The following is a 22,133-nucleotide window of genomic DNA, read 5'->3' as shown; positions in this document are numbered from 1 at the left end:
GAGTCGTTATGGGTTTGATTCAGCGTTGCATGCCCCAGCGCTTGACTGTGAGGCGCTCGATGTTGGCAAACAGCAGGTTCTCCACCAGCAGACCGATCAGGATCACCGCCGCCAGCCCGGCAAACACCTTGTCGGTGTACAGCTCGTTGCGGTTCTGGAAGATGTACCAGCCAAGCCCGCCTTTGCCCGAAGACGCGCCGAATACCAGCTCGGCGGCGATCAAGGTGCGCCAGGCGAACGCCCAGCCGATTTTCAGGCCCGCCAGAATCGACGGCAGCGCGGCCGGAATCAGGATGTGCCAGACAAAGCGCAACCCCTTTAGCCCATAGTTGCGACCCGCCATGCGCTGGGTTTCGGAAACACCGAGAAAACCTGCGTAAGTGTTGAGCGCCAGCGCCCACAGCACCGAATGCACCAGCACGAAAATCAGACTGTTCTGCCCCAGCCCGAACCACAGCAGCGCCAGCGGCAGCAGCGCAATGGCGGGCAACGGATTGAACATCGCGGTCAGGGTGCCGAGCAGGTCACGACCCAGCTGTGTGGACACCGCCAGCGTGGTCAGGCCGAACGCGAGGACGATGCCGATCAGATAACCCTGAATCAGCACGGTCAGGGAAATCCAGACCTTGCCCGGCAGTTCGCCGCTGACGATGCCGTCGTAGAACGCAGCGGCGGTCTGCAGAAAGCTGGGCAGCAGCAGGTCGTTGTTCTGAAGACGCGCAGCGAGTTCCCAGACCACGGCCAGCGCAATCATGATCACGGTCTTGCGCACCCAGCCCAGTTGCCAGATGCGCTGGGCCAAAGGCAGATCGCGGGCCAGGTCTTCCTGAGTGAAGGGCTGCAGCGTGATTTCGTATTCTTCGCGAACGGGAGGTGCGAGGCTCATGGTGTTCGGTTCCCTGATTGTCTATATGGAGCGCGGCTCGTCTGATCGCGCCCATGCTCTGCGCAGGCTCGGTCAGCAACGATCAATACGCGATCCGGATGTCCTGGAAATTCAGTTCTTCATCGACCTGCCCCGCTTCGCCCTCATCGAACAGCAGGCGATGAATGCGCTGGGCGGTCTGTTGGAAACCGACACCACCCAGGCTTTTCAGGTCGTACTGATGGCTGTTGATCTCGGCACGTACACGCCCCGGATGGGGCGACAGCAACAGGATGCGATTGCCCACCACCAGCGCTTCCTCAATGGAATGGGTGACAAACAACAGCGTGAAGCGCACTTCGTCCCACAGCTCCAGCAGCTCTTCCTGCATCTTGCGGCGCGTCAGGGCATCGAGTGCGGCGAAGGGTTCGTCCATCAGCAGGATTTTCGGCTGCATCGCCAGCGCCCGGGCAATGGCCACGCGCGCTTTCATGCCGCCGGACAAGGTGTGTGGATAAGCATCGGCAAAGGCGCTGAGCCCGACTTTCTCCAGGTAATAACGCGCACGTTCCAGCGCCTCGGGACGCTTCAAGGTGCGCGACGCCAGCAGCGGAAACATGACGTTTTCGATCACGGTTTTCCAAGGCGGCAACTGGTCGAACTCTTGAAACACCACAATGCGGTCCGGGCCAGGCTCGCGCACCTGATTGCCTGCCAGCCGGATCTCACCTTCGCTGGGCTGGATGAAACCGGCCACCGCCTTGAGCAGCGTGGATTTTCCACAGCCCGATGGGCCGAGCAGGACGAAACGGTCTGCCGGATCCACCTCGAAGCTGACCTGATGCGTCGCCCGCACCACGCGTTCGGGCGTACGGTATTCGAGGCTGACGCCGCGAACCTGCAACAAGGCTTCAGTGGTGTGCTGAGCGGCCGGTTGCGATGGGGTGTTCTGGCTGGCCGTGTGGCCTTGCAGAGCAGCATTCATGAACGGTTCTCCATCAGAACGGCGCTGAGCCTTGAATGGTCGTGCGATGCAGCTTGCGTCGCAGATGCGCCGGGCAGCCCGCCGCCAGATGGATCAGCGAACGGTTGTCCCAGAACACCATGTCGTCGGGCTGCCACTGATGGCGATAGATATGCTCGGGGCGAACGCTGTGTGCGTAGATTTCGTTGAGAATCTGACGGCTCTCGTCTTCCGGCAGACCCAGAATGCGCGTGGTGAAACCTTCACTGACGAACAGCGCCTTGCGACCGTTTTCAGGGTGGGTGCGCACGATGGGATGGCTCACTTCGGCTACCTGAGCCAGTTGCTCGGCGGTCAGGGTCGGGCGCCAGTTGACCGCGTTGTGGCCCTCGGAATAACGCGCGGTGTAGCTGTGAACGGCAGAACGCCCTTCGACCGCATCGCGCAGGTGCTGCGGCAGCGTGTCCCACGCCTGATGCATGTTCGCGAACAGGGTGTCGCCGCCCTCGCTGGGCAACTCCTGTGCGTACAGCATCGAGCCCAGGCTAGGCAGCTCCTTGTACGACAGGTCCGAATGCCAATACTTGCCAGCGTCGCCCAGACCGACCGGCTGGCCGTTCTCGACAATGTTGGAGACGATCAGGATTTCCGGGTGGTTGGCCAACAGAAACTGCTTGAGCACGTGGATCTGCAGCACGCCGAAACGACGGCTGAAATCGATCTGTTGCTGCGGCGTGATGTGCTGATCACGAAACACGATGACGTGGTAATCAAGGTGCGCCTGATGAACGCGCGCAAAGTCGGCGTCGTTCAACGACCTGGACAAATCCAGCCCGACGATTTCAGCGCCCACCTTTTCGGCGAATGGGCGCACGTCGAACGATTGCGAGGCCAGTGAAGCGGACGATGAAACGAGGGAGGCTGCGGGCATGAGAACTCCGACTCCAGAATGTGACTGAAGCAGGAACTGTATAGCTATAAGAAACGGATTTTAAATACCGTTGGGGAATATGCATAGCGCGGAATGGGATAGCACCCTGCCCGCTGGCCATCTATCGCCGGCAAGCCGCCTCCCACAGTCCAAGTGTGTGCTGCGAGCCCCACATAAATGTGTCACGGGCGATACATCCAGTTGTAAGAACGGCTTGTTAGCGTCAGCGCCTTCTTTCAACTGCGTGCAGGACAGCAATATGCCGAGCGTCAAACCCACCGCCCATGTCATGGTATCGACGTTGATACTGTCGCTGCTTGCAGTTTCAGTACACGCAGCAGGCAGGTCAGGGGATGACCGCATCAACGGCGTTGACCTGCTATCGGGCTTCAACACCTTGTGGACGACCGGCGCGACCTGGGACACCGGCACGCCGACCGCGCTGGGTCAAAGCCTGCTCAGGCGCAACCTGCAACTGGTACTCGACCGCGCCAACTCGCGCACACTCGCGCAGGAAACCGCCGCGTATTTCGATGACCGCCGCGACCAGAGCTACAGCGCCATCAGTGGTCTGGGCTCGCTGAGCGATGCGTACAAGACAGGCTCCGGCGCCTTCACCACCATTACCCAGTTCGACGACACCAACAAGACCGTGAAGTACGACGACAAGGGCAACGGCGCGGGCAGCTCATCCTCGGCACTGGGCAAGGTCGTCGATCTGGTCGGAGCCGTGCGTAACGACGCGTCCACCACCCCCGCCAAGTCCCATTATCTGTACCCGCGTCCGTGGCGTCAGACGCTGGACGGCCAGAATCTGGAATTCGTGGTGCAGCCTTCTCTGCGCCCGGCAAAAAGCACCACGCCCGCCAGCGATTCGGGCTTCCCGAGTGGCCACACCAACGCGGCGTACCTGTCATCCATCGCCCTCGCCTATGCGATTCCCGAGCGCTATAGCGAACTAATGCTGCGTGCCTCGGACATTGGTGATAACCGCATCGAAGCCGGTATGCACTCGCCTTTCGATGTGATGGGCGGGCGTATCACGGCCACCTATTTCGCCATCGACAACCTGTCCAACCCGACCAACGCCCAGCTGCGCGCCGATGCCCGCGCCCAAGCGCTGGCCTACTTCACCGCGCAGTGTGGCGGCGATGTGAATAACTGTGTGGCGAAGATTGATCCGGCTACCGACCGCACGTCCCAACACGCCCAGGACAAGGCGCTGTACACCGCACGCATGACCTACGGTTTCAGCCCGGTCGGCCCGACCAACCTCGCGCCCGTGGTGCCGGTCAACGCTGAAGTGCTGCTGGAAACCCGCTTCCCGTACCTGGACGCCAGCCAGCGCCGCGAGATTCTGGGCACCACCGAGATTTCTTCGGGGTACGCAGTAATCGATCAGTCCAATGGCTACGGCCGTTTGAACCTGTACGCCGCAGGTGACGGTTATGGCGCATTCAATTCCAACGTCACGGTCAACATGAACGCCAGCCTTGGCGGCTATAACGCCATCGATGCCTGGCGCAACGACATTTCAGGCACCGGCGGCCTGATCAAGAACGGCACTGGCAACCTGATGCTGACTGGCAACAACACTTACTCGGGGGGCACTGTCATCAACGGCGGCGTCCTGACCGGTCACGCCCAGGCGTTCGGCAGCGGGACAATCACCGACAACGCGACGCTGGTGCTCGATCAGTCGACCAATGACACCTTCAGCAACGCTATCACCGGCAACGGCGCATTGATCAAACAAGGCGCAGGCTCGTTGAACCTGACCGGCAACAGCAGCCTGTCCGGCGCGACCACTGTGCAGGCGGGGCGACTGGCGGTGAACGGCAACCTCGGCAACTCGGTCGTGACCGTGAACTCAGGTGCAGTGCTGGGTGGCAATGGCTCGGTGGGCGGCATCAATGCGGCGTCAGGCGGTGTCGTCGCGCCGGGCAATTCCGTGGGCCAGCTGAACGTCAACGGCAACGTCAACTTTGCGCAGGGTTCGGTCTATCAGATCGAGTCGGATGCCGCCGGTAACGCCGACCGCATTGTCGCCACAGGCCGCGCCACGCTGAACAACGCCACCGTTTCACTGGTCGAGGCCGGCAACTGGGTCGCGGCGAGCCGTTACTCGATCCTCTCGGCAGCGGGCGGCATCAACGGCACGTTCAACAACGTGCAATCGAACTTCGCGTTCCTGACGCCCACCCTCAATTACACCGCAACCGACGTCGGCCTGACGCTTGACCGCAACGCGCAAAGCTTCGCCAGCCTCGCGAACAGTCGCAACGCCCGGGCAGTCGCTCAGGGACTGGATAGCGCAGGCGCAGGCAATGCGCTGTGGAGAAGCGTTGTGCAGGAAGACGCGCAAACCGCGCAAGCGACCTTCAACGCGCTATCGAACGAACTGCATGCCTCGACTCAGTCTGCATTGATTGAAGACAGTCGCCTGGTGCGTAACGCCATTGCAGACCGACTGCAGCAGTCGCAATCCGGGCAAGCGTCCGGTGGCGCTTCGCAAACCCTGGCAGGCGATGCCTCTCGCGGTCTGGTCTGGACTCAGGCCATTGGCGCAACCGGCCGAACCGACAGCACCCAAGACGCCTCTGGCCTGGACAGCCATACCAGCGGTCTGTTGTTCGGTGCCGACGTGCCGGTCAACGATACCTGGCGTGTCGGTGCGCTCGCCGGTTTCAGCCGCAGCAGTTTCGACCTGCGCCATGCGTCGGGTTCGAGCGACAGTGACAACTACCACTTGGGTGTCTACGGCGGCGCAAAATGGGGCCAACTGGGCCTGCGTCTGGGTGCAGTGCGAACCTGGCATGACCTGACGGCCAAGCGCACGCTGGACCTGCCGGGCTCTTCCGAGCGCTTCAAGCAGGATTATCAGGCCGCGACCAATCAGGTATTCGGTGAGCTCGGCTATGCCATCGAACTGGGCAACGCGCAACTCGAACCCTTCGCCAACCTTGCCCATGTAAGGCTGGACACCGACGGCTTCGACGAAAACAGCAACGCCATCAGCCTGCGCAACAAATCCGAGGAAAACCACGTCACCTTCAGCACTCTCGGCCTGCGGGCAGCCACGCACATGAACGTGGGCAGCGTTGACGTCCAGCCCAACGCCACCGTCGGCTGGCGCCGTGCGTTCGGCGACGTGACACCCGAAAGCCGCGCAGCCTTCAGCGGCGGCGACACCTTCGCACTCTCCGGCGCACCGATTGCGCGCAACGCAGCCGTGTTGGGCGCGGGCGTGGACCTGGGGCTGAGTGAAAAGCTGAGCGTAGGCGTGAGCTACAACGGACAGATCGGCAGCGACACGACCGATCAGGCGTTGAATGCGCGAGTGACGTTGGCGTTTTAATCAAGCACTGCAGTCGCTGCCCGTTTCTGATAAAGCGGGCAGCGCGTCAGACTCTACGACGCAATGCGTAGGACCAATCAGAAATGCCCAAACCGCTTTGACTTCACTTCCCCTCCATCCCTATCGTCCCAGCGTAATGATCCACAAACGTCAGGGAGACGCTGGATGCCGATATGGAATATCGTGCCCACATGGTTCGAGATAGAAAACCGCATTACCCACAGCGTGGGTTATCAAGGTGGCGGCACTTACCGCATCCACAACAATAAACCCGTCCCGACGCTAGCGCTCCATCTCCGCCGCATCAACCACCTCAGAAGCGCATTTACCCGTGCTGAATGGACGGCTGCCAACAGGTTGAGGCGACGTTTTTCGGACATCGACATCTCCAGTATCGTCAATGATCTGATCGACGTTGCAACCCAGGTCGCCATGATTGTCGCAGGTAGCACCTTGACCGGAGGTGCCATAGGGGCTGGCGTGGGTACTTTGTTTGGTGGTGCAGGAGCTGTTCCGTTCGGCGCTGCGGGCGCAATGATGGGCTTGCAGGTCAGCACCTGGATACTGAGTGCGTTGGGCTTGATGTCGATTGCCGAATTCCTCGTCGATAACCTGCCGCGTATCGGTGAGTATTACCTGAGCGGGATTTCCATCGTGTGGAACGGCACACGAGGAGATCATGGCCTCAACCCCTTTGGCGGTGATGACTTCCAGGCTGTAGACAGGGCTGCGGATCAGATCGCGCGAGGCCATGAAGAAATGGTGCTGCTGTTATTGGGTGCCATCGTTGCGTACCTCACCCGTGGTCGTGGTAACGCTTCTGTGCTGGCGAGTGAAATGCAGGCCAGCTCAAAAGGCGCAAGGTTGGGGCAGTGGATGCTCAAACACGAGGACGCGCTGAAGAGGCGCACCGACCTGCCACAATCCGAGCCGCGTAGAAGTGCAGTTGGCCGTGATGAACAACCGGCACCACCTCCCCCTCATCAAGCGGACCAGCCGCCATCCAGAAAACTGTCAGGCATGCCGGAGCACAAGGTGCCATGCTTCAATGTGAGCCCGAAACACCTTGATCGGATTCCTGAGTTTGACCGGCAGTTGGCGGGTCAGCAGAAGGGGTTGAATGATCTGACGGTGGATGAGTATTTGAAGGGGCGGGAAGCGTTTACGAGTAAGGATGTGGTTAGGGATCCGAAGGTGGCTAAAGCCGCGCGAGAGCAATTCACGAACAATATGGTGGTCGATCTTTTTCGTGAGTTAAGGTCAAAAAATATCTCAGTGGGGCAGGCAAAAAATTTAGCCAACCAGCTAGCCTCGGAAAAAATGAACACTTTGGCTGCACTGCATAATCCGGATCTTTCTGCCGGAGGAAAAGACAGAATTAATGATTTCGGTGATCGGCGTATTAACTCGAGTATAGGGCCTCAATGGTCTGCTCGCATCAGCGGTCTCGACGTGGCGGCGAAAAGTATTCCCAAGACTGATCGTGGCGCTATGAAGATTAATGCAAAACTTGAAAGGTGTAGATAAGGAGCAAATTGTGGATGAGGATTATGCATATTTTGTTAAAAACTTTGGGCCTTCAATCATTCGAGAGGAGGTTCCAGAGTCAAGCATTGCCCGATACCAAGGAAAACTTCCCAAGCAGCTATTAGATTATTGGAGCGAGTACGGCTGGTGCGGGTATGCAAGTGGGATGTTTTGGGTCGTCAATCCTCAGCCCTATCAAGAAATACTCGATCAGTGGCTCGCGGGTACAGAGTTTTATGGGCAAGATGATTATCATGTCATTGCACGCGGTGCTTTTGGAGTGCTTTATGTCTGGGGAGAGAGAAAAGGGCATTGCTTGACAATATCCTCGCTGATGGGGCGCTTCTCTTCACATTCCTCAATGTTTACGGAGGATAAGCTTGATCTTGGAGCTAGAGTTTTTTTTTCGTGCCTAGAGCCTGACCATAATGATCTTATCGAGCTTTTTAAACCCGCTCTTGAAGTGCTTGGCATGCTTAAAAGCGATGAAATGTATGGCTTCGTACCCGCTCTCGCACTTGGCGGTCCCATGGAACTGAAAAATCTACAAAAAGTTAAAGTCATCGAGCATCTTGAATTTCTTTCTCAACTCTCGCCGCTTCAGGAGTGGGGGTTTCCAGAAGCCTGATCACGAGTCTGTGAACGCCTGAGCGTGGGCGTGAGCTACAACGGACAGATCGGCAGCGACACGACCGATCAGGCGTTGAATGCGCGGGTGACGTTGGCGTTTTGAGGGGTATGGGACGTCTCAGCGCGCCCTGAAGCTCCCCGATAAACGGTAGAGGCTGGCTGAGCCTATATCCCATGGGCGTGAGTTTGATCCGGGCGGCAGTCTGACGATGAATAATGACGGCGATTGTTCTGACAAACCGTGCTGACTTCATCCCCGGCAAGCCGCCTCCCACAACTGCGTGTTTGCTGAGGGACATCGCGGCCCCGAAGAGGCCGCGGTGTCCAGCAACTTATGCGCAGAGCGTGGTCGCAATCAGTTCAATCAGAACGCCGGCAGTACCGCGCCGTCGTACTTCTTGTTGATGAAGTCTTTGACTTCCTGACTGGTCAGGGCCTTGGACAGTTTCTGGATGGCGTCGCTGTTGGCGTTGTCTTCGCGGGTAACCAGGAAGTTCACGTACGGCGAATCGGCACCTTCAATGATCAGGGCGTCTTTCTGCGGATTGAGTTTGGCTTCCAGCGCGTAGTTGGTGTTGATCAAGGCCAGGTCAACCTGACCCAGTGCGCGCGGCAGTACAGCCGATTCCAGCTCGCGGAACTTGAGTTTCTTCGGGTTGGTGGCGATGTCTTTCGGCGTGGCCAGCGCGTTGGTCGGGTCTTTCAGGGTGATCAGACCGTTCTTCTGCAGCAGAAGCAGTGCGCGACCGGCGTTGCTGCCTTCGTTCGGAATGGCAACGGTTGCGCCTTCAGGCAAATCGGCAATTTTCTTGTACTTTTTGGAGTATCCGCCGAAAGGTTCGACGTGTACGCCAACACCCGTTACCAGGTTGGTGCCCTTGCCTTTGTTGAAGCCATCCAGGTAAGGCTTGGTCTGGAAGTAGTTGGCGTCCAGACGCTTCTCGCTCAACTGCACGTTCGGCTGAACATAGTCAGTGAAGACCTTGATTTCCAGGTCCACACCTTCCTTGGCCAGGGTCGGCTTGATCAGCTCAAGGATTTCCGCATGCGGCACAGGCGTGGCGCCCACAACCAGTTTTTCACCGGCGTGCGCCAGGCCAATCGAGAAAGCAGCCGCCAGAGCGGTCATCAACAACGTCTTTTTCATGCAATGTCCTTAGCGAATCCGTGAGCGTCACAAAAAATGACGCCTTTTCAGTGGTTTGCCGCGGCGCTATCCCGTGCTGCGACATCATGTGGACATTACCGAGATTTCTTATTCCGAGAAAAGACTTTTTAAGCAAATGCTTATGCTTTTTTTCTCAAAGTCCTGTTCGACCTCATCAGCAGCGCTCTGCGACAAGGGTTATGCCGGGTCTTGCTCAAGCCGTTCGTTGATTGTTTCCAATAATTGCCTGAGCGCAGCAAGCTGCCCGGGATCGTCTTCAGCGAGCAGCCGCCGGGTCTGATGCTCGATCTGTGCAAGAGGGCTGGCGAGTTCGGGCAGGTGAATGTCTTCGGGCTGGATTTCGTCGCCCTGGCTGACCAGCAGCGCAAAATGGATGACGTTCTCAAGCTCGCGGGTATTGCCGGGCCAACTGTAGGCTTCCAGCGTTTTCTGCGCGGCCTCGCTGACCAGTTGCACAGGCAGATTCAGACGCTGGCTGTAGATACCGACGAAGTACTCGGCCAGCGGCAGGATGTTGCCGGGCTGCTCGCGCAACGCTGGCAGGTCGAGTTTTCCTTCGCGCAGGTAGTCGTAAAGCCGCTCATTGAATTTTCCGGCCGCCACCGCCTGCGCCAGATCGATGCTGGTCGCCGCCACCAGCCGCACGTCTAACGGACTGGGCTGATGCGCACCGACTCGGGTGACTTCGTGGTTCTCCAGCGCCGCCAGCAACTTCACCTGGATGGGCAGTGGCAAGTCACCGATTTCATCCAGATACAGGGTGCCGCCGTTGGCCGAACCGAACCAGCCTGCGCGGCTGCTGACCGAGCCGCTGTGCGCTCCTGCCGCGTAGCCGAACAGCTCGGCATCGGCGTAGGTCGGGCTGATGGCGCCGCAGTTAACGGAGACGAACAGGCCGGAGCGATCACTGCCGCGATGAATATGCCGCGCCAGTAATTCCTTGCCCGTCCCCGACTCCCCGCGAATCAACACGGGCAGCGAACGCGGCGCCAGCAATTCCATTTCCTCGCGCAACTGGCGCGAACGCGGGTCGATGAAGACCAGCGCCTTGGCGCGAATGCTCAGCGGGCTTTTGTCGGAATCAGGGAAGGTCAGCAGCGGCTGACCGAAGGTTTCGTGAAGGCTCATGACGCACTCCCGCCCGAGCCGTTCACGGTCTCAGGCGTTGAAAAAACGGGGCCGGATGGCCCGCAGTACAAGGCAATCCGGTCATGCGCGACGACGCGCGTGTTGCTCCAGACGATTTTGCAGACGGTACAGATAAGCGAACCCCTGCTCCCAGCGTTGGTGGCCGGACTTGACGTTGATGTGCCCGGCTTCGCTCAGAAACCCCAGTTCGGCGCCCCAGTGACGGGCCATTTCCATCGCCCGCTGCGAGCTGACGGCCGGGTCGTTGTCGGAGCTGACAATCTGGGTCGGAAACGGCAGCAGGTCGGTGGGTATCGGGGAGAAGTTGCGCAACGCAGGCGGGCAGTTCGGACGATCCACATCGGCAGGCGCTACCAGCAGCGCGCCCTGCACCTGACGCAGCGTTTCCAGCGGAGCCAGTTGCGCCCAATGCGCGACGGTGATGCAACCCAGGCTGTGAGCGATCAGGATCACGGGTGTGTCTTGTGCAGCAATGGCGCGCTGCAACTCACCCACCCAGTCTTCACGGCGCGGCTTGAGCCAGTCAGCCTGCTCGACGCGCGCACTGTTGGGCAGGCTGTTCTGCCAGTGGGTTTGCCAGTGATTATCAGGGGACCCCTGCCATCCTGGCAGGATCAGATACCGGATCGACTCGTTATGCATGGATTCGCCTCCTGCACGTATGCGTTCATGGGGCGAGTATAGGGACGGAACATATATTCGCTAAGGAATAAGAAGATATTTATTAATTCCTAAAAAGAATATAAAGCGCAAGGCAAAAAAAGGACCGCTCCCTGCCTTGAAGGAACGGCCCTGAATAAAAAACTACAGTGCGAAGGTTAACCGGCCTTTATGACAACCGTGCGACGCCGCATCAGGTCGCAGGCACGGGGCGGGTGTCCGGTGCGATGTCATTCACGATCAGCGGATCGTCTTTCTGGGTGACTTCACGCGCCACGGTCCAGACCACAAACGCTGCAATGATGTCGAAGATTGCCAGCACGACGAACAGCGGGCTGTAGCCGATCTTGGTGACCAGCACACCGAACACCATGGTGAACGCCGCCGCGCCGAGGAAACCGAACATGCCGCCCATGCCGGTGGCCGTTGCCACCTCATTCTTGCCGAACGAATCCGAAGTGATCGAGTACAGCGCGCCCGACAAGGTCTGGTGGGCGAAGCCTCCGATGCACAGCAACGCGATGGCGGTGTAAGGGCTCGCAACCAGCCCGATGCACGCCGGGCCGATCATGCAGAAGCAACCGAACAACATGACCATCTTGCGCGAGGTGAACAGCGAAACCTTGCAGTATTTGTGAAACAGCGGGCTGAGGTAGCCGCCCAGCACGCAGCCGATGTCTGCCGCCAGAAAGGGCAGCCAGGCGAACATCGCGACTTCCTTGATGTTCATGTGCCGCTCGGTCATCAGGTACAGCGGAATCCAGGCATTGAACGTCTGCCAAGCGGGCTCGGACAGGATCCGCGCCGAGGCAATGGCGTAGAAATTGCGATTCCTGAACAGCTTTTTCCAGCTGCCCTTCTGCGCCGGAGCGTCCTTCAAACGTGCTTCCTGACCGCTGAGGATGTAATCGCGCTCGGTGTCGCTCAAGCGTTTCTGGTCACGTGGGTGTTTGTACAGCAACAGCCACAGGCCGCTCCAGATGATGCCCAGACCGCCGACGATCAGGAACGCCAGTTCCCAGCCGCTGTGCAGGATGGCCCACACCACCAGCGGTGGTGCCAGCAAAGCACCGAAGGACGAACCGATGTTGAACCAGCCGATGGCGACTGAACGCTCCTTGGCCGGAAACCATTCAGTGGTGGCCTTGACCCCGGCAGGCAGACCCGCCGCCTCAGTCAGGCCGAGCAATCCGCGAAAGATCGCCAGACTCTGCCAGCCAGTGGCAAACGCAGCCGCCGCACAGGCTGCAGACCAGGCCACGGCAAAGATCGCAAAGCCCATTTTGGTGCCGATGGCGTCGATGATGTAACCGGCAATCGGCTGCATCAGTGCATAACACATCTGCCACGCGACCACGATGTGCGCGTACTGCTCGGTCGAGATGCTCAGCTCACTCATGAGCGTCGGCGCTGCGACAGACAATGTGTTGCGAGCGAGGTAGTTGACGACCAGACCGGCTGTGACCAGCCCGACCATCCACCACCGAATGCCTTTTACTTTCATCTCTTCACCCTGCTTATTCTTGGATTGGCGACGAGCGTCCCGCAGCCTTGACCGTGGGAGCGACTGAATTTGTAACTTCAGGTTACTGATACTGAAAGAGCGTAATGGATGCACAATTGGCGAATTACGGCTTTTTTGCCGTGTTTTTCGCACCATTGCGACTGGATTCCGAGCGGGGAATGGACGTTGGGCATGGATTTGTTACTCTTTGAATTATTTTTATGATTGTATTTTTTGAAAGCTCGATGTTGTCGTACAACATGGCGCATTTATAGTCATTTGCCATGAGCGTGTCAAATGCGGAAATCGCCTGATAGCACCGTTCAATCGGTAAAAAACGCGCTTGATGCATCAAGCCGTGCGGACCCTGTCATACGATGACCTGAACTTTTCGCGCGTTGCTGGTTGCTCTTGCGTGTAAAGCCTTGCATTCAGTCAGGCAGCACTTGCAAAAATGTCATAAAAGCTTCCATTCTCTGGAGGCAGCGTCAGGCAAAGGAGTTGCCCATTGATGCCTTGTCGGCACAGACCGACGTTGAATGCCAGTCGAAGACAGGAAGGGTCGCCCGCATGCCTGAGCCAAGCAGCCTCGCCAGTTGGACCCGTGCGCTGCGCAAGCAACTGGATGCGCTTGGCCTGAACAGTGACGACCTGTGCCAGGCAGCAGGCGTCGATACGCAGCAGCTCAATGACCCCGATGCCAGCTTTGCAGCAAGCGCCACGGCGAAGCTCTGGCAACTGGCCGTGCAGGCCAGCGGCGATCCGGCGCTGGGGTTGCGGGTCTCGCGCTTTGTCAGTCCCACCACGTTTCATGCATTGGGTTACACGCTGGTGGCCAGCGGCTCATTGCGCGAGGTTTTCGAACGCATCGTGCGCTATCACTCGATGGCCGAGGATTCACTTGAACTGGACTTCAGAGCTGCAGGCGAGCGTTACGAATTCCGCTTCACCGCGCCCGCGTCCTGCCAGTCGACACCCCATGAACTGTTGGATGCCTTTGCCGCCATTTATGTACGCACCTGCCGCAACAGGCTGGGCAGGAATTACGCACCGCTGGCCGTTCACCTGCAACGTCCACCGCCTGAAAATCCACACCCCTGGCACGAGTTGTTTCGAGCGCCGCTTTTTTTCTCGGCGCCGGAGAACCGACTGGAATTTGCCTGCAATGACTTCGACAGTCATCTGGACGATAACCCGATTGTGCTGGCCGAACAGGTGCCCAGCGCAGAAGCCTTGCCATCGCTGATCTGGGAGCAGCGCGTGCGCTCGGCCATCGAAACCCTGCTGCCGGACGGCGAACCTTCAGCCGAAAGCATCGCCGAAGCCCTGCACCTGACCCCGCGCAGCCTGCAGCGGCACCTGGCCGACGAAGGCTGTCGCTATGACTTGCTGCTCAACCAATGCCGACAGAATCTGGCGCTGCTGCACATGAGTGATCCGCACAGCTCACTGAGCGAAGTCGCCTACCTGCTGGGTTTTGCTGACATCGACAGCCTGAGCCGCGCCTTCAAGCGCTGGACCGGCATGACGCCGGGGCAGTACCGAAGTGATTTGATGCGCTGATGGTCCGCTGCTTCGTCTGAACCGGAATATTCGCTTGATCGGTGTCGAATGCCCCGAGGTCGGCACCTTCAACACACGGCACTGGCCTTGGAAAAATTCGCCACCTTGCGCAGTTTCTCTACCTCGAAGACTTCCAGTTGCCCCTCCCCCAGGCGCACGATCCTGCGCTGATGCAGGTCCTGCAGCACTTCAAGCAAAACAGCCGGAGAAAGATCAGAGGGCGGCTGGATTTCGTCCAGCGTGATCAGACGCCGCGCATGACTGAGACTCCCATAGCCTTCGGACAGCATCAGCAGCCGCCACGCAACCCGATGCCTGGCCGGCCATCGGGCCATCTCCTCAGGACGCGGGATTGGCAGCCCAAGCTTGTGGCTGAGCAGAACGGCAAACGAGCGCCAGTAGTGCGGATGCTGATCGAGCAATTCCATTAGCACGCGCTGTGGAACATGCAGAAAGATCGTCTGCTCCTGTGATACCACGTCGAATCTGCGCGGCAGCCCGTCGAACAACGATACTTCTCCAAACCAGCAAGGCAAGCGAACGGGCTCCAGACGTGGCACCAGACGTTGGTCAGCAGCAGGACCGACACGCACACTGCCTTCGACCAACACGTAAAGACCGCACGCCGGATCGCCTTTTTTGAAGAGTGTCTTGCCAGGCGTCTTGCGAATCTGGAAAGCGGCGTCCAGCAGGCTATCCTGCAAACCGGCGGGCAGATGAGAAAACCAGTAATCGGACAGCAATCGTGACCGCCATAACGTTCCATTTGTCATATTTGCTCCCTTGTTTTCCAGGCAGTCGTATTGCAAAAGCGATACGGTGAACAACCCGGATCAGCGTTTCAGGCAGGAATAATAATGAAAAACCTTGTCGACCATCTCAGCCAATATGCGTCCTATCACCGCGATTCACGCAATATCGTGACCCACTTCATAGGTATCCCGCTGATTGTTCTGGCGGTGGCCGTGCTTTTGTCCCGGCCGGGCTGGTCGGTAGGCGGCATCTGGATATCGCCTGCGGCCTTGGTGGCGCTGGCTTCAACGGTGTTTTACCTGCGACTGGATCGAGTGCTCGGCGTGGTGATGGCGGTACTTCTGCTGCTGTGTATCTGGGCGGGCGCGAATCTGGCGCAGCAGACGACGATGGTCTGGCTGAGTGCGGGTGTAGGACTGTTTGTGGTTGGCTGGATCATCCAGTTCATCGGTCATTACTACGAAGGCCGCAAACCGGCGTTTATCGACGACGTGACCGGCCTGATCATCGGCCCGTTGTTCGTGGTGGCAGAACTGGCGTTCCTGATGGGCCTGCTGAAACCTCTGCAGCACGCCATCGAAGAGCGTGCTGGTCCGGTAGGACGCAACGTGCGCAAGGCTGCGGTTTAACTCACAGCCAGCGCCGCCTCCCACAGGTTATGCATTCAATCAGAGCGCATAACCCGCGGGCGATCAGCTTGAGTGCCTCACAACTTCTGCCAGACCTTGGGCTTGAAGAACAGGGTCTCACCCCGTGCCAGCCCCACCAGGCTGTCGTGGTCCTTGACCACTTCGGCCTCAATCAGCTCACTCTGCCCCTCGACCTTGAGCGTGACCCGCGTGGTCGCACCTAACGGACGGATGTCACGCACTTCAGCGGCGTGGTGGTCTTCCAGTTCCTGGCGTGACAACGACACTTCATGCGGGCGGAACAGGACGTGGCCGTCATCACCCAGGCTCAGGCGATTGGAATCACCGAGGAAGTGGTAAACGAAGTCGTTGGACGGATTCTCGTACACCTCGCCCGGTGAGCCGATCTGTTCGATCACGCCTTTGTTCATCACCACGATGCGATCCGCCACCTCCATGGCCTCTTCCTGATCGTGGGTCACGAAGACCGACGTCAGGTTGATGTCTTCGTGCAGACGCGCCAGCCAGCGACGCAGTTCCTTACGAACCTTGGCGTCCAGCGCACCGAACGGCTCGTCCAGCAGAAGCACTTTGGGCTCTACAGCAAGGGCACGGGCCAGTGCGATACGTTGGCGTTGACCGCCGGAAAGCTGCTCTGGATAACGGTCCGCCAGCCAGTCCAGTTGCACCATGTTCAGCAGCTCGTGGACCTTCTCGGCGATCCGCGTCTCGTTGGGCCGTTCGCGCTTGGGCTTCATACGCAGGCCGAACGCGACGTTGTCAAACACGGTCATGTGACGGAACAGCGCGTAATGCTGGAACACGAAACCGACATTGCGATCACGCACGTCATGGCCGGAGACGTCTTCGCCGTGGAACACGATGCTACCGGCATCCGGGGTTTCCAGGCCGGCGATGATACGCAGCAAGGTGGTCTTGCCGCAGCCTGACGGGCCCAGCAAGGCGACCAGTTCGCCACTCTGGATGTCCAGATTGATGCTGTTCAGGGCCTTGAACGCGTTGAAATTCTTGCTGACGTTACGGACTTCGATCGACATGATTATTCCTCCGCCGCGTTATGGCGCAGACGGTTAATACGGGATTCGCTCCACTGCTTGAGCAGCAGGATGAACAGCGCGAGGATCAGCAACAGGCTTGCCACCGCGAAAGCGGCAACGTGGTTGTATTCGTTGTAGAGGATCTCGACGTGCAGCGGCAGGGTGTTAGTGACGCCGCGAATGTGGCCGGACACTACCGACACCGCGCCAAATTCACCCATCGCCCGCGCAGTACACAGCACCACGCCGTAGATCAGGCCCCACTTGATGTTCGGCACCGTCACATGCCAGAACATCTGCCAGCCATTGGCACCCAGCAGGCGCGCCGCCTCTTCTTCCTGCGTGCCCTGCTCCTGCATCAGCGGGATCAGTTCACGCGCCACGAACGGCACGGTCACAAAGATCGTTGCCAGCACGATGCCCGGCAAGGCGAAGACGATCTGAATGTCATGATCCTGCAGCCACGGCCCGAACAGACCCTGTGCGCCGAACATCAACACATAGACCAGACCGGCGATCACCGGCGATACCGAGAACGGCAGGTCGATCAGCGTGACCAGAATGCTCTTGCCACGGAACGAGTACTTGCTCACGCACCATGCGGCGCTGACGCCGAATACCAGGTTGAGCGGTACCGAGATCAGCACGGCAATGACGGTCAGCTTGAGCGCCGACAACGCGTCCGGTTCGAGCACCGCCTCGAAGAACGCGCCCAGACCGTTTTTCAGGCCTTGCGAGACCACGATGAACAACGGCAACCCGAGAAACAGGGCGAAGATCAGCCAGCCGAGGCCGATCAGGATACGACGTGCTACAGCGTTGCCACGACGTGCGTCGTTGGCGGAGGCCGCAGCGGATACCGATGAATAAGACATGCTCGCCTCCTCAGGATGGAGTTTCGATGCGCCGCTGCAGCAGGTTGATCAGCAGCAGCAGAATGAAAGAAACCACCAGCATCAGAACGCCAATGGAGGTCGCGCCGGTGTAGTCGTATTGGTCAAGCTTGACCATGATCAGCAGCGGCATGATTTCGGTCTTCATCGGCATGTTGCCAGCAATGAAGATGACCGAGCCGTACTCGCCCACGCCACGGGCAAACGCCAGCGCAAAGCCGGTCAGCCAGGCAGGCAGCAGCGCGGGCACGAGGATGTGGCGAAACACCTGCAGCGGGCGAGCACCCAGGCAGGCGGCGGCCTCTTCGACTTCACGCGGGATATCGGCCAGCACCGGCTGAACGGTGCGCACCACGAAAGGCAGCGTCACGAAGGTCAGCGCCAGAGTAATACCAAGGGGGGTGTAGGCGATCTTGAAACCCAGGTCCGTGGCGAATTGCCCGACCCAACCGTTGGGCGCGTACAGCGCCGTCAGGGCAATACCGGCCACGGCGGTCGGCAGGGCAAACGGCAGGTCGATCATCGCATCAATGATCTTGCGGCCGGGGAAGGTGTAACGCACCAGCACCCACGCCAGCAGCGTACCAATCACGCCGTTGATGACAGCCGCATAGAACGCGGTGCTGAAACTCAGCTTGAGCGCCGCCAGCACGCGGGGCGCGGTGATGATGGTCCAGAACTGATCCCAGGTGAGCTGTGCGGCATGCACGAACATGGCGGCCAGCGGTATAAGCACAATCAGACTGAGGTACACCAAGGTGTAGCCCAGCGTCAGCCCGAAGCCGGGTATGACGGGGGAGATACGACGCGACATAGAAGTCCCTGGTTTTACTTGCACGAAGCCCGGACGTTGATCCGGGCTGTTTTACCAACGGGCAATACCGCCTGCGAACGGCGGTATCGTCACTCGGTTACTGCGCTTGATAAATCTGGTCGAACACGCCGCCGTCATTGAAAAACTTCGGCTGCGCAGTCTTCCAGCCGCCGAAGTCTTTGTCGATAGTCACCAGATCCAGTTTCGGAAATTGCTTCTCGTATTTGGCGGCGATCTCTTTATCACGTGGACGATAGAAGTTTTTCGCGGCAATTTCCTGACCTTCCTTGCTGTACAGGTGTTTCAGGTACTCGGTCGCGACGGCGGTATTACCTTTCTTCTCGGCATTCTTGTCGACGACCGCGACCGGCGGCTCGGCCAGGATCGACAGCGACGGTACGACGATATCGAACTTGTCCGCACCACCGTCTTCTTTCAGCGCCAGGAACGCCTCGTTTTCCCACGCCAGCAGCACGTCACCCTGACCGTTGTTGACGAAGGTGATCGTTGAGCCGCGCGCGCCGGTGTCCAGAATCGGCACATGCTTGAACAGGGTCTGAACGTATTCCTTGGCCTTGGCTTCGTCGCCACCGCCTGCCTTCAGGCCATAGGCCCAGGCAGCCAGGAAGTTCCAGCGCGCGCCGCCCGAGGTTTTCGGGTTGGGCGTGATGACAGAGACGTCTTTCTTGATCAGGTCGCCCCAGTCCTTGATGCCTTTTGGATTGCCCTTGCGCACCAGGAACACGATGGTCGAGGTGTACGGCGTGCTCGCATCCGGCAGACGGGTCTGCCAGTTTTCAGGCAGGGTTTTGCCCAGCTTGGCGATCTCGTCGATGTCACCGGCCAGCGCAAGGGTCACGACGTCGGCACGCAGGCCGTCGATCACGCCACGGGCTTGTTTGCCCGAACCACCATGAGACTGCTTGATGGTCACGGTGTCGTCCGGATGAGCCTGTTTCCAGTGCTTGGCGAATTCTGCGTTGTACTCCTGATACAGCTCACGCGTCGGGTCGTAGGACACGTTGAGCAGCTCGTAGTCCTTGGCGACTGCGGAACCTGCAAATACAGCACTGGCGAGAGCGGCCAAGGCAAAACGGCGAATGGACATAGGTGAAGCTCCTGGAAATTCTGTGTGTCGGCTTTTTTTGATTTTTTCGTCGCACGCCAGCGTGTGATTCACACTGGCGCGCTGCTTGTCAGGGGGTGCATCGCATTCGGTTATTTCATCCGGCGCTGTATCAGCCCGGTTTGTTACCAGGGTTCTGCAAACGGAATTTTTCCTTGCGCTCGATCTGCACCACTTGTGCGTTGTGCACAGTGATCTCGACGGCGCCAAAGCGCAGGTCACGCAACGCACTCTGAATCTCACGCAAAATTGCCGCTTCGTCCTGACCGTCAACACTACGTAGAGATGCGCTCATTATCGTATTCCTTGAAAGTGGAGCCTGCCGTCGCACCTGAAGCGCTGGCATGTGGCGATAAGGCAATAGTAGTGAGGAGCGGATATTCTTAAAAAGACTATTTAAGAATGCAGATATAACCAAAAGAAATTAGGCAATGTCATGTCGTGACAGGACGCATTGCACGTCCCGCCAGCACATGAATCAGACGCGTCAGAGCCCGTCAGACCGGGGCTGTGAGGAAGTTCGGGGCATGCGTCCAATTGATCGATTCGGCAGGCACTGGCCGGCCGAACCAGTAGCCCTGGCCCAACTCACAACCGTTATCAAACAGAAACGCCGCCTGCTCGGCCTGTTCGATACCCTCGGCCAGCACTCGCATGCCCATGCTGCCCGCCAGCGCGATGACCGCGCGAACAATCGCGATGTCGTCGTCATCGCCCGGCAGCCCCGCAACGAAGCCCTGATCGATCTTCAGCTTCTGGACCGGCATCCGCTTGAGCCTGAGCAGCGAGGAGTAGCCGGTACCGAAGTCGTCGATGGCCAGACTCAGGCCCAGCTCGCGCAGCCGATGCAGCTGCTCGATGGCCTGCTCGGGGTCTTCCATCACCGCGCTTTCGGTCACTTCCAGTTCCAGCAAGGCAGGGTCAAGGCCGGTATCACGCAACACTTGACCGACCTGACGGTCAAGATCGCCCGTGCTGAACAATCGACTGGAAACATTGACCGCCACAAAGCGGATCGGCACGCCGGATGCCTGCCAGGCCAGCATCTGCCGACACGCCGTTTCCAGTACCCAGGCATCGATATCGGCAATCAGCCCGCTCTGCTCGGCCACCGGAATGAATTCACCCGGTGAAACCATTCCTCGTGACGGATGCTGCCAACGCACAAGCGCTTCGACCCCCACGATGCAGCGAGTGGCAAGGTCGTGAACAGGCTGATAAAAGACGCGCAATTCCTGATGCTCGATGGCATGGCGCAGTTCGCTGACCAGCTGCACCCGCTGACGGGCGTGGGACGTCAGTTCCTGGGTGTACAACGCATAGCCGTCGCGCCCGTTGCTCTTGGCCTTGAACAGCGCAGAGTCGGCATTGCGCAACAATTGCTGATCGGTCAGCGCATCGCCGGGAAACAGGCTGATGCCCAGGCTGGCGCTGATGAACAACTGCTGTCCGCCGATGGTAAATGGTGCCTTGAGCATTTCGATGACCCGCTGCGCCAGGGCAGCTGCCTGGACCACCTGCGGGCAGTTCTTGACCAGCAAGGCAAATTCGTCACCGCCCAGCCGTGCCAGGGTCATGTCCGTCTCGATTACACCCTCGAGTCGAGCGGCAATGGCCTTGAGCACTTCGTCGCCGACGTTATGGCCAAGGCTGTCATTGATGTTCTTGAAATGGTCCAGATCAATCAACAGCAGCGCGCAGCCGCGCTTGCTGGAACGGGCAGACGTCAGCGCCTGACTGATCCGGTCGGTGAGCAGCAGACGGTTGGGCAGACCGGTCAGCGCGTCGTAATGGGCCAACTGAGCCAGTTCCTGCTCGGAACGCTTGATGGCGGACATGTCGGAAAACACCGCGACGAAGTTTTTCGGCTGACCATCATCGGCCTTGATGCTGCGGATCGTCTGCCACTGTGGATAGACTTCGCCACTCTTGCGCCGATTCCATATCTCGCCGCTCCATTGACCGGCGCTGAGGATCGAACGGTACATCTGCCGATAGAACTCCGCACCATGTCGGCCGGACTGGAATTTGCTGGGGTTGAAACCCAACACTTCATCGGGCTGATAGCCGGTAATGTCCACGAAAGCCCGGTTGACGTGCACGATCCGCCCTTTGGCGTCCGTCACCAGCACCCCTTCCAGCGTACTGTCGAACACCGCGGCAGCCAGTCTCAGCTGGTCGTGATCCTCCTGATGACGCGCCACCTGTGCCTTGCCGGTGATGACTTTCATCAAACGGTCACGCGCGACGAACAGCATGACCGCGCTTATCAACACCCACCCGTAGCCGCCCGCGCGCTGCCACATGGCTAAATGAGCCGGATCTTCGATGAACAGCGGCAGCAGGCAATCGAAGGCCAGCAACCAATGAACGGACAGCATGCCGTACAGAATGGCCGTCCGTAGCGCTCCGTCAGTAGAGTCCGTCACACGAAAATCCAAGGCCTTATGAAAGGAGCGCAATTATAAAGCAAGAAACATCCTGCGACGCTTATCTAAAAGCGTGACTGGTTTTCTGTGGGATGTCAGTGATAATGCAGTT

At 58.9% G+C, this 22,133-nt stretch carries 19 protein-coding genes; 5 read left to right on the top strand and 14 right to left on the bottom strand.

What is annotated here, in order from left to right; genetic code table 11:
• Positions 1-19: 19 nt before the first annotated feature.
• From JTJ32_RS15280 to JTJ32_RS15270, 3 genes are all read right to left on the bottom strand, one after another.
• The gene (locus JTJ32_RS15280; RefSeq protein WP_099229323.1) at positions 20-886 is read right to left on the bottom strand and encodes an ABC transporter permease; all 867 of its coding nucleotides are present in this window, start codon (positions 884-886) and stop codon (positions 20-22) included.
• 82 nt (positions 887-968) lie between these two features.
• The gene (locus JTJ32_RS15275; protein ID WP_231660054.1) at positions 969-1,850 is read right to left on the bottom strand and encodes an ABC transporter ATP-binding protein; all 882 of its coding nucleotides are present in this window, start codon (positions 1,848-1,850) and stop codon (positions 969-971) included.
• A 13-nt stretch (positions 1,851-1,863) separates the two neighbouring features.
• The gene (locus JTJ32_RS15270) at positions 1,864-2,760 is read right to left on the bottom strand and encodes a TauD/TfdA dioxygenase family protein (protein WP_210042550.1); all 897 of its coding nucleotides are present in this window, start codon (positions 2,758-2,760) and stop codon (positions 1,864-1,866) included.
• 289 nt (positions 2,761-3,049) lie between these two features.
• On the opposite strand from JTJ32_RS15270, the gene JTJ32_RS15265 reads away from it, so the two are divergent.
• The 3 genes from JTJ32_RS15265 (at position 3,050) to JTJ32_RS15255 (ending at position 8,273) form a co-directional block, all read left to right on the top strand.
• Complete coding sequence (locus JTJ32_RS15265) at positions 3,050-6,118, top strand: autotransporter domain-containing protein (RefSeq protein ID WP_408004599.1); 3,069 nt, start codon at positions 3,050-3,052, stop codon at positions 6,116-6,118.
• 165 nt (positions 6,119-6,283) lie between these two features.
• Entirely contained in the window at positions 6,284-7,645 is a 1,362-nt protein-coding gene (locus tag JTJ32_RS15260; protein ID WP_210042548.1) for a DUF6861 domain-containing protein, read from the top strand.
• A gap of 10 nt (positions 7,646-7,655) precedes the next feature.
• Positions 7,656-8,273, top strand: a complete 618-nt coding sequence (locus tag JTJ32_RS15255; protein ID WP_184322154.1) for a GAD-like domain-containing protein — start codon at positions 7,656-7,658, stop codon at positions 8,271-8,273.
• Positions 8,274-8,639: 366 nt separating this feature from the next.
• Here the strand turns inward: JTJ32_RS15255 and JTJ32_RS15250 are convergent, their stop codons facing one another.
• The 4 genes from JTJ32_RS15250 to JTJ32_RS15235 all read right to left on the bottom strand — a co-directional run bounded on the left by JTJ32_RS15250 (position 8,640) and on the right by JTJ32_RS15235 (position 12,729).
• Positions 8,640-9,422 carry a MetQ/NlpA family ABC transporter substrate-binding protein gene (locus JTJ32_RS15250; protein ID WP_099229317.1) on the bottom strand — a complete coding sequence of 261 codons (783 nt, stop codon included), beginning with the start codon at positions 9,420-9,422 and terminating at the stop codon, positions 8,640-8,642.
• A gap of 198 nt (positions 9,423-9,620) precedes the next feature.
• A complete protein-coding gene (locus JTJ32_RS15245; RefSeq protein WP_210042547.1) occupies positions 9,621-10,571 on the bottom strand; it encodes a sigma 54-interacting transcriptional regulator in 951 nt (316 codons plus the stop codon).
• Positions 10,572-10,652: 81 nt separating this feature from the next.
• Positions 10,653-11,234 (bottom strand): alpha/beta hydrolase, encoded by a 582-nt coding sequence (locus JTJ32_RS15240; RefSeq protein WP_184322018.1) that lies wholly within the window; start codon positions 11,232-11,234, stop codon positions 10,653-10,655.
• A gap of 211 nt (positions 11,235-11,445) precedes the next feature.
• Positions 11,446-12,729: an MFS transporter gene (locus tag JTJ32_RS15235; RefSeq protein WP_180274399.1), complete on the bottom strand. Its 1,284-nt coding sequence runs from the start codon at positions 12,727-12,729 to the stop codon at positions 11,446-11,448.
• A 597-nt stretch (positions 12,730-13,326) separates the two neighbouring features.
• Between JTJ32_RS15235 and JTJ32_RS15230 the strand changes: the two genes are divergently transcribed.
• Positions 13,327-14,319: an AraC family transcriptional regulator gene (locus tag JTJ32_RS15230; protein WP_210042546.1), complete on the top strand. Its 993-nt coding sequence runs from the start codon at positions 13,327-13,329 to the stop codon at positions 14,317-14,319.
• Between the two features lie 68 nt (positions 14,320-14,387).
• Here the strand turns inward: JTJ32_RS15230 and JTJ32_RS15225 are convergent, their stop codons facing one another.
• Positions 14,388-15,092 carry a Crp/Fnr family transcriptional regulator gene (locus tag JTJ32_RS15225; protein ID WP_210042544.1) on the bottom strand — a complete coding sequence of 235 codons (705 nt, stop codon included), beginning with the start codon at positions 15,090-15,092 and terminating at the stop codon, positions 14,388-14,390.
• 84 nt (positions 15,093-15,176) lie between these two features.
• On the opposite strand from JTJ32_RS15225, the gene JTJ32_RS15220 reads away from it, so the two are divergent.
• Positions 15,177-15,701 carry an Mpo1 family 2-hydroxy fatty acid dioxygenase gene (locus JTJ32_RS15220; protein WP_099229311.1) on the top strand — a complete coding sequence of 175 codons (525 nt, stop codon included), beginning with the start codon at positions 15,177-15,179 and terminating at the stop codon, positions 15,699-15,701.
• Between the two features lie 77 nt (positions 15,702-15,778).
• On the opposite strand, the gene JTJ32_RS15215 is transcribed toward JTJ32_RS15220, so the two are convergent.
• From JTJ32_RS15215 to dibA, 6 genes are all read right to left on the bottom strand, one after another.
• Positions 15,779-16,759, bottom strand: a complete 981-nt coding sequence (locus tag JTJ32_RS15215; protein WP_099229310.1) for a sulfate/molybdate ABC transporter ATP-binding protein — start codon at positions 16,757-16,759, stop codon at positions 15,779-15,781.
• Between the two features lie 2 nt (positions 16,760-16,761).
• The gene (cysW, locus tag JTJ32_RS15210) at positions 16,762-17,634 is read right to left on the bottom strand and encodes a sulfate ABC transporter permease subunit CysW (RefSeq protein WP_004882801.1); all 873 of its coding nucleotides are present in this window, start codon (positions 17,632-17,634) and stop codon (positions 16,762-16,764) included.
• A 10-nt stretch (positions 17,635-17,644) separates the two neighbouring features.
• The gene (cysT, locus tag JTJ32_RS15205; RefSeq protein ID WP_057408445.1) at positions 17,645-18,466 is read right to left on the bottom strand and encodes a sulfate ABC transporter permease subunit CysT; all 822 of its coding nucleotides are present in this window, start codon (positions 18,464-18,466) and stop codon (positions 17,645-17,647) included.
• Positions 18,467-18,563: 97 nt separating this feature from the next.
• Positions 18,564-19,574 carry a sulfate ABC transporter substrate-binding protein gene (locus JTJ32_RS15200; protein ID WP_099229309.1) on the bottom strand — a complete coding sequence of 337 codons (1,011 nt, stop codon included), beginning with the start codon at positions 19,572-19,574 and terminating at the stop codon, positions 18,564-18,566.
• Between the two features lie 130 nt (positions 19,575-19,704).
• On the bottom strand, positions 19,705-19,887 hold the full coding sequence (oscA, locus tag JTJ32_RS15195) for a sulfur starvation response protein OscA (protein ID WP_099229308.1): 183 nt from the start codon (positions 19,885-19,887) through the stop codon (positions 19,705-19,707).
• A gap of 202 nt (positions 19,888-20,089) precedes the next feature.
• Positions 20,090-22,021 (bottom strand): phosphodiesterase DibA, encoded by a 1,932-nt coding sequence (gene dibA / locus JTJ32_RS15190; protein ID WP_210042542.1) that lies wholly within the window; start codon positions 22,019-22,021, stop codon positions 20,090-20,092.
• Positions 22,022-22,133 lie beyond the last annotated feature (112 nt).

The organism is Pseudomonas alliivorans (assembly GCF_017826695.1).
In the GTDB taxonomy this organism is placed as follows: domain Bacteria; phylum Pseudomonadota; class Gammaproteobacteria; order Pseudomonadales; family Pseudomonadaceae; genus Aquipseudomonas; species Aquipseudomonas alliivorans.
The sequence above is the reverse complement of the archived record's forward strand: the minus strand, read 5'-3'. Positions and strand labels throughout refer to the sequence as shown.